Raw genomic sequence first — 13,340 nt, 5'->3', positions numbered from 1 at the left:
CGACTCGCTAGAGCCGGGGCTTTTTATACGACTACAGCTTAGCCGTTGAACACGTCATCCACGCTTTTCAGCGGGTAGTTCTTCGGATACGGCAGGGTCGCTACGCCGGTCTCGATGGCAGCCTTGGCCACAGCATCGGAGATCACGGTGATCAGACGCGCATCCATTGGCTTCGGAATGATGTACTCACGACCGAATTCCAGCTTGATGCCGCCGTAGGCGTCGCACACTTCCTGAGGAACCGGCAGCTTGGCCAGTTCACGCAGGGCGTTGGCCGCCGCGACTTTCATTTCTTCGTTGATGCGCTTGGCGCGAACGTCCAGGGCACCGCGGAAAATGAACGGGAAGCCCAGTACGTTATTGACCTGGTTCGGGTAGTCCGAACGGCCGGTCGCCATGATCACGTCGTCACGGGTGGCGTGGGCCAATTCCGGGGCGATTTCAGGATCAGGGTTCGAGCACGCGAACACGATCGGGTTGGCCGCCATGGATTTCAAGCCTTCGGCGCTCAGCAGGTTCGGGCCGGACAGGCCAACGAACACGTCTGCACCGGCCAGGGCGTCAGCCAGGGTGCGCTTGTCGGTCGCGTGAGCGAAGACAGCCTTGTACTGGTTCAGGTCGTCACGGCCGGAGTGGATCACGCCGGTACGGTCAACCATGAAGATGTTTTCGATGTTGGCACCCATGCTCACCAGCAATTTCATGCAGGAGATGGCGGCAGCACCGGCGCCCAGGCAGACGATCTTGGCGTCAGCGAGGGTTTTGCCAGCGATTTCCAGGGCGTTGATCATGCCGGCCGCGGTAACGATCGCGGTGCCGTGCTGGTCATCGTGGAACACCGGAATATCGCACTGCTCGATCAGAGCACGTTCGATCTCAAAGCACTCAGGCGCCTTGATGTCTTCCAGGTTGATGCCACCGAAGGTGATGGAGATGCGTTTTACGGTGTCGATGAAGGCTTGCGGGCTTTCGGAGTCGACTTCGATGTCGAAAACGTCGATGCCGGCGAAGCGCTTGAACAGCACGCCTTTACCTTCCATAACAGGCTTGGAAGCCAATGGGCCGAGGTTACCCAGGCCGAGAATTGCGGTGCCATCGGAAATGACTGCAACCAGGTTGCCTTTGCCGGTGTATTTGTAGGCCAGTTCAGGATCGCGAGCAATTTCGCGTACTGGTTCGGCTACGCCGGGGCTGTAGGCCAGCGACAGGTCGCGGGCGGTAGCGGTGGCCTTGGTGAGCTCGACACTCAGCTTCCCTGGACGAGGATGGGCGTGATATTCGAGAGCGGCAGTTTTCAAATCAGACATGTGGGCATTCCGCTTTTTACTGTGGGACAGACGGACCGCCGAGGATACGCGTGTCGCAAAGTCCCCACAAGACTGACCAGTCACCCCTGTCAAGCGCCCCGCCCTACGACTTTGGACCAAGAGCCACGGAACACAAGGGATAGAGTGTTCACAATCATCATAAAAAATGTCTACAATTTTTCATTGCTGTGCCGCTTGAAGCATCGCCGGGTCAGTTATTGGCAAGAGCCAGCGTGCTTGCCCCTCTTTCAGTCCGCCTCGTCGCGAACGATCCAGCACCCAGCCGCGCGCCTCGATCTGCTTGCCCTTCAGCCGCTCAAGAGACGAGACATCGAACTGCCCTGACAGATTGGGTGCAATGCGCAGTACAACCGAGTCCTGCAACTCAATCCAAATCCCGCCGCGATTGCGCTGAACCTTGCTCACACGACCGCTGAGCACGGCAAAACCGGAAGCGCTGATCTGCTCTGCTTTCAGCACAGGTGATTGACGCCACACCCCCAGGCCGGCTTGCCGGGCACTGCGCTCCGCCGCTTGCTGGCAGGTGATCAGATCGACATTCGGCGCGATACCCACCTGGAAACCGAGGCCTTCGGCGACCATCTGCGCTTCGACATTAGCGCCGTCGGCGCCATAGACATGGGCAAGGGTTCGGCCATAGCGATCCCTGGCTTCTTTACCCGGCAACAAGCTGACTCGCCCATCGCTGGCGGCGACCAGCGCTTCCAGGCGTTTGCGCGCCGCCACTGCGAACGGCTCGTCGGATCGGCCGTTCCTGCCCAATTCCGGCGTATTCAAGCCGATCATGCGCACACTGCGGCCATCACTCAGCCGCAGCGTGTCGCCATCCACCACTCGTTGCACCGCGACCGACGTCAGACCGCTCGGCGCCGGGCAAAAAGCCTGGGCGCCGGAAAGCCAAATCGCAGACACAAAAAAGGCGCCCGCGAGGGACGCCTTTTTCAACAGCAAGGAAAAGCCCATCGGGCCCTTCAACCTTACTCTGCAGCAGCAGGAGCTTTCTTGCCGAAAGCACCGAAACGGTCTGCGAAGCGCTGTACACGGCCGCCAGTATCCAGAGTCTTCTGCTTACCGGTGTAGAACGGGTGGCACTCGTTGCATACGTCAGTACCCAGTGGCTTGCACAGGTTCGAACGAGTTTCGAACTTGTTGCCGCAGCTGCAAGTTACTTCGATGGTTTCGTACGCTGGATGGATATCGGCTTTCATGGTGTATTCCTCAGGCTAGTGTGCCGCCACTCAACACTATTGTTGAATACCGCACATAATTAGGCCGCGGATTCTACCAGACCGTGGCAATCGCGCAAGCTGTCCCTTACACCGACCGTCTGCTAGGCTCCCGCCCCAAAGCGCCGCCCCCTGTAGGAGCGAGCTTGCTCGCGAAAGAGTGTCAGTAGACATCAATGTGACTGACACAGCTTCGCGAGCAAGCTCGCTCCTACAGGTTACGCGCCCAGCCTTTCATTTATTGCCCGCCCAAAGAGAATCCCCCGCGTGCCCGACGCCATTTTGCGCCTCGCCCTGCCTTCGCCTCTGCGCCGCCTGTTCGATTACCGTGCCCCGGCCGGTGTCCTGCGTGCCCAGTTGCACCCCGGCATGCGCCTGCGGGTACCGTTCGGCCGACGGGAGATGATCGGGATACTGGTGGAGGTGACCGACCACAGCGAAGTTCCGATTGAAAAGCTCAAACCGGCGCTGGCCCTGCTCGATGCAACACCGCCATTGCCGCCAGCGTTGTTCAAACTGTGCCTGTGGACGTCCCAGTATTACCAGCACAGCCTCGGCGACACATTGAGTTGGGCGCTGCCGGTATTGCTGCGCCAAGGTGAACTGGCCGAAGCGCGTCAGGAACGCTTCTGGTCCGTCGCGCCCGGCGCCAGCCTGGATGACCCGCGCATCGCCCGCGCCCCGCGCCAGCGTGAAGCCCTGGCAACGCTGGCCCAGCACCCCCACGGCGTCGCCCATCAATTGCTGAGCAAATTGATGCTGAGCAAGGACAGCCTGGATTTGCTGCTGGCCAAGGACCTGGTGCAGGTGGAAATTCGCAAGCACACCCCCGGGGCGCGTCACGAACACTGGCTGGCGCAGCCCGAACTGCCGCTCAACCCGGAGCAGTGCGCCGCCTATGAAGCGATTCGCGCCGGGTTCGACAGTTATCACGCGTTTCTGCTGGCGGGCGTCACCGGCAGCGGCAAGACCGAAGTCTATTTGCAACTGATCCGCGAAACCCTCGAGGCCGGCAAGCAGGCACTGGTGTTGATCCCGGAGATCAACCTCGGCCCACAAACCCTGGCGCGCTTCGAACAGCGCTTTAATGCACGCATCGCGCTAATCCATTCTGCCGTCAACGATCGCGAACGCCTCGAAGCCTGGCTCGCCGCCCGGGACGGCGATGCCGACATCATTATCGGCACCCGATCGGCACTGTTCACGCCGATGAAAAACCCTGGCTTGATCATCATCGACGAAGAGCACGACGGTTCCTATAAGCAGCAGGAAGGCTTGCGCTATCACGCCCGTGATCTGGCATTGGTGCGTGCCCGACAGGAAAACATCCCGATTGTCCTCGGGTCCGCCACGCCATCGCTGGAAAGCCTGCACAACGCCTACACCGGTCGTTACGGTCTCCTGCGATTAAACGAACGGGCCGGTGGCGCCAAACAACCACGCTTCCTGCGTCTGGACGTGAAAAGCCGTCCGCTGGACAGCGGCATTTCCGGGCCGATGCAACAAGCCATCGGTCAGACACTGGCGGCCGGCCAGCAAGTATTGGTGTTCCTTAACCGTCGCGGGTTTGCGCCAACCTTGCTCTGTCACGACTGCGGCTGGATGTCCGAGTGTCAACGCTGCGATGCGCGGATGACGGTGCATCAACGTTCCGGCGAACTGCGCTGCCACCATTGCGGCTACGTCGAACGCGTGCCCCGGCATTGCCCAAAATGCGGCAAGGTCGATTTACGTCCGGTAGGCGCTGGCACCGAGCGGGCCGAGGAGCGATTGGCGATTCTGTTCCCGGACGTCCCGGTGTTGCGGGTCGACCGCGACAGCACTTCGCGCAAGGACGCGATGAATCAGCTGTTCGCGACCATCCAGAAAGGACAGCCGTGCATTCTGGTGGGCACGCAGATGCTTGCTAAAGGGCATCACTTTCCACGGGTGACGCTGGTGTCGATTCTCGATGCCGACGGTGGACTATTCTCCGGCGACTTCCGCGCCAGCGAGCGCATGGCGCAATTGATCGTCCAGGTTGCGGGCCGCGCGGGCCGGGCTGAAGAGCCGGGCAGAGTGATTATCCAGACGCACCTGGCCGACCATCCGCTGCTGGTGCAACTGACGGAACAGGGTTATTTCGCTTTTGCCGAGCAGGCGTTGAGCGAACGGCGCTCTGCGGGCCTGCCGCCGTTTGCGCACCTGGCACTATTGCGCGCCGAAGCGCACAAACCGGGGCAGGCTGAAGGTTTTCTCGATGAGGCGTGCAGTGCGGCGGAACGATTGCTGGCCGAGCAGCATCTGAGCGGTATAGAGCTGCTGGGGCCGGTGCCCGCACCGATGGAGCGTCGTGCCGGGCGTTATCGTGCACAGTTGTTGCTGCAGGCCACGGCGCGGGCGCCGTTGCATCGGTTGCTCAGCAGTTGGTTGTTGGTTTTGGAGCAAATGCCGAGTGGGCGCGCAGTGCGCTGGTCGCTGGATGTCGATCCGGTCGATTTGTATTGATTGGAAGGTCGCCTTCGCGAGCAGGCTCGCTCCCACAGGGATCTATGGTACTCACCTAATCATTGTGGGAGCGAGCCTGCTCGCGAAGACGGCCAAATAGTCACCACATACCCATAACCTGCCCGCTATAGTTGGCAAGCCCGCCTTCGCAACGGATAATGCCCAGTTTTTCCACCAGCGCATTGATGCGCCGCCGCGCTTGCGGTCGAAAGAGAAGACCATGAAAGACACCATTCGCCAGCTGATCCAACAAGCCATCACCCAACTCGTCAACGAAGGTGTGTTGCCTGAAGGCCTGTCGCCGGCGATCCAGGTGGAAAACTCCCGCGACAAGACGCACGGCGACTTTGCCAGCAACATCGCGATGATGCTCGCCAAGCCGGCCGGCATGAAGCCGCGCGATCTGGCCGAAAAAATCATCGCCGCGCTGCCGGTCGACGAGAATGTCACCAAAACCGAAATCGCAGGCCCTGGCTTCTTGAACTTCTTCCAGAACACTCAGGCCCTGGCCACGCGTCTGGACGCCGCCCTGGCCGATGACCACATCGGCGTGCGCAAGACCGGCCCGGCGCAGCGTACTGTCGTCGACCTGTCGGCGCCGAACCTGGCCAAAGAGATGCACGTCGGCCATTTGCGTTCGACCATCATCGGCGACGGCGTGGCTCGCGTTCTGGAGTTCCTCGGCGACACCGTCATCCGTCAGAACCACGTCGGCGACTGGGGCACCCAGTTCGGCATGCTGATGGCGTATCTGCAAGAAAACCCGATCACCAGCGACGAATTGTCGGACCTGGAAAACTTTTACCGCGCGGCCAAGCAACGCTTCGACGAATCCGAAGAGTTCGCTGATCGCGCTCGCGGCCTGGTGGTCAAGCTGCAAGCCGGCGACCCGGACTGCCTGGCGCTGTGGACCAAGTTCAAAGACATCTCGCTGTCGCATTGCCAGAAAATCTACGAGCTGCTGAACGTCAAGCTGACCATGGCCGACGTGATGGGCGAAAGCGCCTACAACGACGACCTGATCAACGTGGTCAATGACCTCAAGGCCGCGGGCATGCTGGTCGAGAGCAACGGCGCTCAGTGCGTGTTCCTCGATGAATTCAAGAACGCCGACGGCGACCCGCTGCCGGTGATCATCGTCAAGGCCGACGGCGGCTATCTCTATGCCACCACCGACCTGGCGGCCGTGCGTTATCGCAGCGGCAAGCTCAAGGCTGATCGCGCGCTGTATTTTGTCGACCAGCGTCAGGCGCTGCACTTCCAGCAGGTGTTCGCAGTCGCCCACAAGGCCGGCTTCGTGACGCACCCGATGGAAATGGAACACATGGGCTTTGGCACCATGAACGGTAAAGATGGCCGTCCGTTCAAGACCCGTGATGGCGGAACAGTGAAGTTGATCGACCTGCTGACCGAAGCCCAGGAACGCGCCTATACCCTGGTGAAAGAGAAGAACCCGGAGTTGGCCGATGATGAACTGCGCAACATCGCCAAGGTCGTGGGCATTGGCGCGGTGAAGTACGCCGACCTGTCCAAGCACCGCACCAGCGACTACAGCTTCAACTTCGACCTGATGCTGAACTTCGAAGGCAACACCGCGCCATATCTGCTGTATGCCTACACTCGCGTGGCAGGCGTGTTCCGCAAACTCGGCAAGGACTTCAGCGAAGTCGAAGGCCAGATCACCCTCGAAGCCGCGCACGAGCATGAGCTGGCGGCGAAGCTCGCGCAGTTTGGTGAAGTGCTGAACAACGTTTGCGACAAAGGGACGCCGCACATCCTTTGCACGTACCTGTACGATGTCGCCGGCCTGTTCTCCAGCTTCTACGAGAACTGTCCGATCCTCGGCGCCGACACCCCGGCGCAAATGCAGAGCCGCCTGCGCCTCGCCGCGCTGACCGGCCGCACTCTCAAGCAAGGCCTGGAACTCTTGGGTCTGGAAACTCTGGAGCGTATGTAAGTTGGCTGCCAAGAAAAAACCTGCACCCAAGCGTGGCGCCAGCCGTTACCAAGCTCCTGCAAAGAAACCGATTCCGGGCTGGCTGTGGATGGCCATCGGCCTGACGGTCGGCGCGTTCGTTGTGTTCCTGATGAAGCTGGAGCCGGGCAAGGGCAGCGAGAGCGTCAAGCGCGAGAAGATCGAGCAGCAGAAAGCCACCAAGGTCGCCGAGGCCAACAAGACCCCGCCGAGCCCGACGCAACCGGTGAAGCCGAAGTACGATTTCTACACCCTGCTGCCGGAATCGGAAGTGATCGTGCCGCCGGATGCGGTGCCAGAGAAAACCCTGCCGACGCCACAAGTGCCGGCAGTGCCGACCACGCCGGTGACGCCAGAACAAGCGGCGAAGATCGACACTGCACGGGCGCAGGCAGCGCTGGCCGGGATTACGCCGCCTCCGGCGCCTCCGGTGTCCAAAGCGGCGCCGGTGACCAAGTTCTTCCTGCAAGCCGGCTCGTTCCGCAAGCAAACGGATGCCGACAAGGTTCGCGCACAGATCATTTTGCTCGGTCAGGCGGTGGCGGTTGAGTCCGGCACGGTTAAAGATGAAACCTGGTATCGGGTTTTGGTCGGACCGTTCAGCAACCGTGAACAACTGACCACGGCCCAGAAACAACTGGCCGGCGCAGGATTCAGCAATCTGTTGTTACAACAACGCCAGAACCGCTGATTTCGTCAGCCGTACCGCGTTATCGTTCTTCGCGGGCAAGCCTCGCTCCTACAAGGATTGCGTTATCCCTTGCAGGAGCGAGGCTTGCCCGCGAAGGCGCCAGAACAAACACCCCCCCGCATGACACCGCTCGTCCCTCGCCTCGTCCTACAGTTGAAATACGCTCCACCACCCCCATATGAGTTGCCATAAGGCATTTTCGCCCCGCTGCGTGGAGACTCTCACTTGACCACCATCGTTTCAGTTCGCCGCCATGGCAAAGTCGTCATGGGTGGCGACGGCCAGGTTTCGCTCGGCAATACCGTGATGAAAGGCAATGCGAAGAAAGTTCGTCGCCTGTACCACGGCCAGGTCATCGCCGGTTTTGCCGGGGCTACCGCCGACGCCTTCACCCTCTTCGAACGTTTCGAAGGTCAGCTTGAGAAACATCAAGGCCACCTGGTTCGCGCCGCCGTCGAACTCGCCAAAGAATGGCGCACCGATCGCTCCCTCAGCCGCCTCGAAGCCATGCTCGCGGTCGCCAACAAAGACGCTTCCCTGATCATCACCGGCAACGGCGATGTGGTTGAACCCGAAGAAGGCCTGATCGCCATGGGTTCCGGTGGCGGTTACGCCCAGGCCGCCGCCAGCGCGCTGCTGAAGAAAACCGACTTGTCGGCCCGCGAAATCGTCGAAACCGCGCTTGGCATTGCCGGCGACATCTGCGTATTCACCAACCACACCTTCACCATTGAGGAGCAGGACCTCGCTGAGTAAGCCCGTTTCGGCCTTTGCGCCACGGCTCACTGCTGCTTGAGGACCGCCAATTACTATGCCCATGACTCCCCGTGAAATCGTCCACGAACTCAATCGCCATATCATTGGCCAGGACGATGCCAAGCGCGCCGTCGCCATCGCGCTGCGTAACCGCTGGCGCCGGATGCAGCTGCCTGAAGAGCTGCGCGTTGAAGTCACCCCGAAGAACATCCTGATGATCGGCCCGACCGGTGTCGGTAAAACCGAGATCGCCCGTCGCCTGGCAAAACTCGCCAACGCGCCATTCATCAAAGTCGAAGCGACCAAGTTCACCGAAGTCGGCTATGTCGGCCGCGACGTCGAGTCGATTATTCGTGACCTGGCGGACGCCGCGATCAAGTTGTTGCGCGAACAGGAAATAACCAAGGTTCGCCACCGCGCCGAAGACGCCGCCGAAGAGCGCATCCTCGACGCGCTGCTACCGCCCGCACGCATGGGCTTCAGTAACGAAGACGCTGCCCCGTCCGCCGACTCCAACACCCGTCAGCTGTTCCGCAAGCGCCTGCGCGAAGGTCAGCTGGACGACAAAGAAATTGAAATCGAAGTCGCTGAAGTCACTGGCATCGATATCTCCGCGCCGCCAGGCATGGAAGAAATGACCAACCAGTTGCAAAGCCTGTTCGCCAACATGGGCAAGGGCAAACGCAAGAGCCGCAAGCTCAAGGTCAAGGAAGCGCTGAAACTGGTCCGTGACGAAGAAGCCGGTCGCCTGGTCAACGAAGAAGAGTTGAAGGCCAAGGCGCTGGAAGCAGTCGAGCAGCACGGCATCGTGTTCATCGATGAGATCGACAAGGTCGCCAAGCGCGGCAATTCAGGTGGCATCGACGTGTCCCGTGAAGGCGTACAGCGCGACTTGCTGCCGCTGATCGAAGGCTGCACCGTCAACACCAAACTGGGCATGGTCAAAACCGACCACATCCTGTTCATCGCCTCAGGTGCGTTCCACCTGAGCAAGCCGAGCGATCTGGTGCCTGAACTGCAAGGTCGCCTGCCGATTCGTGTTGAACTCAAGGCCCTGACCCCGGAAGACTTCGAGCGCATTCTCAGCGAGCCGCACGCATCGCTCACCGAACAATATTGCGCACTGCTGAAAACCGAAGGCTTGACCATCGAGTTCCAGCCGGACGGGATCAAGCGCATTGCCGAGATCGCCTGGCAGGTCAACGAGAAGACCGAGAACATCGGCGCCCGTCGCCTGCACACCCTGCTTGAGCGCCTGCTCGAAGAGGTGTCGTTCAGCGCCGGCGACCTGGCCAGTGTCCACGACGACAAGGCGATCCTGATTGACGCCGACTACGTCAACAGCCACCTCGGCGAATTGGCGCAGAACGAAGACCTGTCCCGTTATATCCTGTAAGCCATACTTGTAGGAGCGAGCTTGCTCGCGAAGGTGTGTCAGCCGCATTGATGTCGACTGACACATCATCGCGAGCAAGCTTCGCTCCTACAGGGTTCCCCCCATAACGGAACTCAGGCCATGACCCAACTCCCCACCGATATCAAACTGCACAAAGCCTCGAAGACCCTGTCGCTGAAATACGCGTCCGGCGAAGAACATCACCTGCCCGCCGAGTTCCTGCGCGTGCACTCTCCTTCCGCCGAGGTCCAGGGCCACGGCAAACCTATCCTGCAATTTGGCAAGATCGGCGTAGGGCTGACCAAGGTAGAACCAGCCGGTCAGTACGCACTGAAATTGACCTTCGACGACGGCCATGACAGCGGCCTGTTCACCTGGGAGTATTTGTACCAGTTGGGCGTGCGCCAGGAAGATCTGTGGAACGATTATCTTGCCGAACTCAAAGCCGCCGGAAAAACCCGCGACCCGAACCAATCCATCGTCAAGCTGATGCTCTAATCCGGGCCTCTCGCTCTTTAGAGGGCATTTTCTAATTCCATCTGTTTGAATGCTCCGCTTCGGGTCCGTTGATTGGCCCGCTTGCGAAAAAAATTAAACTCGGGTAACCAATGGAACTGGCAAGTTCCCTGCAGTGCTCTCTGCGATAAAAAAGCAGCGGTGCAGAATTAACGGTCACCCGAGCAGTAGTACCTGGCATTGGCTGTGTAACTGCGCAGCTGAACCGAGGTACTCGTCTCAGGACAATGGAGCGTCGTAGATGAGTAACAAGAATAACGATGACTTGAAGTATCAAGCCTCGGAACATACCTTGGGACTGAACCCTGTCGTTGGTCTGCGTGGAAAGGATTTACTGGCTTCTGCTCGAATGGTGCTCAGGCAGGCCATCAAACAACCGATTCACAGTGCCAGGCATGTCGCCCATTTCAGCCTTGAACTGAAGAACGTGTTATTCGGTAAATCCGAGCTGCAACCGAACAGCGATGACCGTCGTTTTGCCGATCCGGCCTGGAGCCAGAACCCGCTCTACAAACGTTATTTGCAAACCTACCTGGCGTGGCGCAAGGAACTCCACGACTGGATCGACGACAGCAATCTGCCACCCAAAGACATCAGTCGCGGGCACTTCGTGATCAACCTGATGACCGAAGCCATGGCCCCGACCAACAGTGCGGCCAATCCGGCAGCCGTCAAACGCTTCTTCGAAACCGGCGGTAAAAGCCTGCTCGATGGACTCTCGCACCTGGCCAAGGATCTGATACACAACGGTGGCATGCCGAGTCAGGTCAACATGGGCGCGTTCGAGGTCGGCAAAACCCTGGGCGTGACCGAAGGCGCTGTGGTGTTCCGCAACGATGTGCTGGAGCTGATCCAGTACCGGCCAATCACCGAGCAGGTGTACGAGCGCCCATTGCTGGTGGTGCCGCCGCAGATCAACAAGTTCTATGTTTTCGACCTGAGCCCGGACAAGAGCCTGGCGCGCTTCTGCCTGCGCAACAACCTGCAGACGTTTATCGTCAGCTGGCGCAACCCGACCAAGGAGCAGCGTGAGTGGGGCCTGTCGACTTACATCGAGGCGCTCAAGGAAGCGGTCGACGTGGTCACCGCAATCACCGGCAGCAAAGACGTGAACATGCTCGGGGCCTGCTCCGGTGGCATCACCTGCACTGCACTGCTGGGCCACTACGCCGCGATCGGCGAGAAGAAGGTCAACGCCCTGACGCTGATGGTGAGCGTGCTGGACACCACCCTGGACAGCGACGTCGCGCTGTTCATCGATGAACAAACACTCGAAGCCGCCAAGCGCCACTCCTACCAGGCCGGTGTGCTGGAAGGCCGCGACATGGCGAAAGTCTTTGCCTGGATGCGCCCCAACGACCTGATCTGGAATTACTGGGTCAACAACTACCTGCTCGGCAACGAGCCGCCGGTTTTCGACATCCTGTTCTGGAACAACGACACCACGCGATTGCCCGCCGCATTCCACGGCGACCTGATCGAGATGTTCAAAAACAATCCACTGATTCGTCCCAATGCGCTGGAAGTGTGCGGCACACCGATTGACCTGAAACAGGTCACTGCCGACATCTTTTCCCTGGCAGGCACCAACGATCACATTACCCCGTGGAAGTCCTGCTACAAGTCGGCGCAACTGTTTGGCGGCAACGTCGAATTCGTGCTGTCCAACAGCGGGCATATCCAGAGCATTCTGAACCCGCCGGGCAACCCGAAATCGCGTTACATGACCAGCGCCGAGATGCCGGTCAAGGCCGAGGAGTGGCAAGAAAACTCCACCAAACATACCGACTCCTGGTGGCTGCATTGGCAGGCATGGCAAGCCGAACGTTCGGGCAAGCTGAAAAAATCCCCAGCCAGATTGGGCAACAAGGCTTATCCAGCAGGTGAAGCTGCGCCGGGCACCTACGTACATGAGCGGTAACTGACACACCCCACCCTACTGTAGGAGCGAAGCTTGCTCGCGAAAGCGGTCACTCATTCAACATGGATTTCGACTGATCTGACGCCTTCGCGAGCAAGCTTCGCTCCTACAGGGGACCGGGGATGAATTAACCCACAGGGCTTGAAGCATGCCGCAACCGTTCATATTTCGTACCGTCGACCTGGATGGCCAGACCCTCCGCACGGCAGTACGCCCCGGCAAGCCTCACTTGACGCCCTTGCTCATTTTCAACGGCATCGGCGCCAACCTGGAGCTGGTGTTTCCGTTCATCGCGGCACTGGACCCGGACCTGGAAGTCATCGCTTTCGACGTACCCGGGGTCGGCGGCTCGTCGACGCCAAATCGGCCGTACCGCTTTCCGGGCCTGGCGAAACTCACGGCGCGGATGCTCGACTATCTCGACTACGGGCAAGTCAACGTGATTGGCGTGTCCTGGGGGGGCGCCCTCGCTCAGCAGTTCGCTTACGACTATCCCGAGCGCTGCAAGAAGCTGGTGCTGGCGGCCACGGCGGCCGGTGCGGTGATGGTGCCGGGCAAACCCAAGGTGCTGTGGATGATGGCCAGCCCACGGCGCTACATCCAGCCCTCCCATGTGATCCGCATTGCGCCGATGATTTATGGGGGTGCGTTCCGTCGCGATCCGACCCTGGCAGCGAGCCACGCGGCAAAAGTGCGCTCGGCGGGCAAGCTCGGTTACTACTGGCAGCTGTTCGCCGGCCTCGGCTGGACCAGCATTCACTGGCTGCACAAGATCAATCAACCGACGCTGGTACTGGCCGGCGACGATGATCCGCTGATCCCGTTGATCAACATGCGCCTGCTGGCCTGGCGGATTCCCAACGCTCAGTTACACATCATCGACGACGGGCATCTGTTCCTGATTACCCGGGCCGAAGCGGTGGCGCCGATCATCATGAAATTCCTTGAAGAAGAACGGCAGCGCGCGGTAATGCATCCGCATCCGGCGCCATTGGGCCGGTAACCGACCCTAAATCGCTCGGCAGGACGCCGCGCCGCGCAACA

General features: G+C 60.1%; 11 protein-coding genes. 8 read left to right on the top strand and 3 right to left on the bottom strand.

Features of this window, described 5'->3' with window-relative positions; translation table 11 throughout:
• Positions 1 to 38: 38 nt before the first annotated feature.
• The 3 genes from ACM6IR_RS00905 to rpmE form a co-directional block, all read right to left on the bottom strand.
• On the bottom strand, positions 39 to 1,307 hold the full coding sequence (locus ACM6IR_RS00905) for a malic enzyme-like NAD(P)-binding protein (protein WP_090176589.1): 1,269 nt from the start codon (positions 1,305 to 1,307) through the stop codon (positions 39 to 41).
• 180 nt (positions 1,308 to 1,487) lie between these two features.
• On the bottom strand, positions 1,488 to 2,291 hold the full coding sequence (locus ACM6IR_RS00900; RefSeq protein WP_414905949.1) for a thermonuclease family protein: 804 nt from the start codon (positions 2,289 to 2,291) through the stop codon (positions 1,488 to 1,490).
• Between the two features lie 14 nt (positions 2,292 to 2,305).
• Entirely contained in the window at positions 2,306 to 2,536 is a 231-nt protein-coding gene (rpmE, locus tag ACM6IR_RS00895; RefSeq protein WP_008080648.1) for a 50S ribosomal protein L31, read from the bottom strand.
• Between the two features lie 285 nt (positions 2,537 to 2,821).
• Between rpmE and ACM6IR_RS00890 the strand changes: the two genes are divergently transcribed.
• From ACM6IR_RS00890 to phaZ, 8 genes are all read left to right on the top strand, one after another.
• A complete protein-coding gene (locus ACM6IR_RS00890; protein ID WP_414905948.1) occupies positions 2,822 to 5,041 on the top strand; it encodes a primosomal protein N' in 2,220 nt (739 codons plus the stop codon).
• 220 nt (positions 5,042 to 5,261) lie between these two features.
• Entirely contained in the window at positions 5,262 to 6,998 is a 1,737-nt protein-coding gene (gene argS / locus ACM6IR_RS00885; RefSeq protein WP_414905947.1) for an arginine--tRNA ligase, read from the top strand.
• Position 6,999: 1 nt separating this feature from the next.
• Entirely contained in the window at positions 7,000 to 7,707 is a 708-nt protein-coding gene (locus ACM6IR_RS00880) for an SPOR domain-containing protein (RefSeq protein ID WP_414905946.1), read from the top strand.
• A gap of 225 nt (positions 7,708 to 7,932) precedes the next feature.
• Positions 7,933 to 8,463: an ATP-dependent protease subunit HslV gene (gene hslV / locus ACM6IR_RS00875; RefSeq protein WP_007899242.1), complete on the top strand. Its 531-nt coding sequence runs from the start codon at positions 7,933 to 7,935 to the stop codon at positions 8,461 to 8,463.
• Between the two features lie 55 nt (positions 8,464 to 8,518).
• Positions 8,519 to 9,859 carry an ATP-dependent protease ATPase subunit HslU gene (gene hslU / locus ACM6IR_RS00870; RefSeq protein WP_414905945.1) on the top strand — a complete coding sequence of 447 codons (1,341 nt, stop codon included), beginning with the start codon at positions 8,519 to 8,521 and terminating at the stop codon, positions 9,857 to 9,859.
• A 120-nt stretch (positions 9,860 to 9,979) separates the two neighbouring features.
• Positions 9,980 to 10,357, top strand: a complete 378-nt coding sequence (locus tag ACM6IR_RS00865; protein ID WP_414905944.1) for a gamma-butyrobetaine hydroxylase-like domain-containing protein — start codon at positions 9,980 to 9,982, stop codon at positions 10,355 to 10,357.
• Between the two features lie 259 nt (positions 10,358 to 10,616).
• Positions 10,617 to 12,296 carry a class II poly(R)-hydroxyalkanoic acid synthase gene (gene phaC / locus ACM6IR_RS00860; RefSeq protein WP_414905943.1) on the top strand — a complete coding sequence of 560 codons (1,680 nt, stop codon included), beginning with the start codon at positions 10,617 to 10,619 and terminating at the stop codon, positions 12,294 to 12,296.
• 148 nt (positions 12,297 to 12,444) lie between these two features.
• Positions 12,445 to 13,299, top strand: a complete 855-nt coding sequence (gene phaZ / locus ACM6IR_RS00855; RefSeq protein ID WP_414905942.1) for a poly(3-hydroxyalkanoate) depolymerase — start codon at positions 12,445 to 12,447, stop codon at positions 13,297 to 13,299.
• The last annotated feature ends 41 nt before the right edge of the window (positions 13,300 to 13,340 follow it).

It is taken from the genome of Pseudomonas sp. IT-P253 (assembly GCF_949768125.1).
Lineage (GTDB): Bacteria > Pseudomonadota > Gammaproteobacteria > Pseudomonadales > Pseudomonadaceae > Aquipseudomonas.
The sequence above is the reverse complement of the archived record's forward strand: the minus strand, read 5'-3'. Positions and strand labels throughout refer to the sequence as shown.

Bases quoted from the DNA above. Each gene is read 5' to 3' on its own strand.
- ACM6IR_RS00905 (WP_090176589.1), bottom strand. From the start codon at position 1,307: ATGTCTGATTTGAAAACTGCCGCTCTCGAATATCACGCCCATCCTCGT.
- ACM6IR_RS00900 (WP_414905949.1), bottom strand. From the start codon at position 2,291: ATGGGCTTTTCCTTGCTGTTGAAAAAGGCGTCCCTCGCGGGCGCCTTT.
- rpmE (WP_008080648.1), bottom strand. From the start codon at position 2,536: ATGAAAGCCGATATCCATCCAGCGTACGAAACCATCGAAGTAACTTGC.
- argS (WP_414905947.1), top strand. From the start codon at position 5,262: ATGAAAGACACCATTCGCCAGCTGATCCAACAAGCCATCACCCAACTC.
- hslU (WP_414905945.1), top strand. From the start codon at position 8,519: ATGCCCATGACTCCCCGTGAAATCGTCCACGAACTCAATCGCCATATC.
- ACM6IR_RS00865 (WP_414905944.1), top strand. From the start codon at position 9,980: ATGACCCAACTCCCCACCGATATCAAACTGCACAAAGCCTCGAAGACC.
- phaC (WP_414905943.1), top strand. From the start codon at position 10,617: ATGAGTAACAAGAATAACGATGACTTGAAGTATCAAGCCTCGGAACAT.
- phaZ (WP_414905942.1), top strand. From the start codon at position 12,445: ATGCCGCAACCGTTCATATTTCGTACCGTCGACCTGGATGGCCAGACC.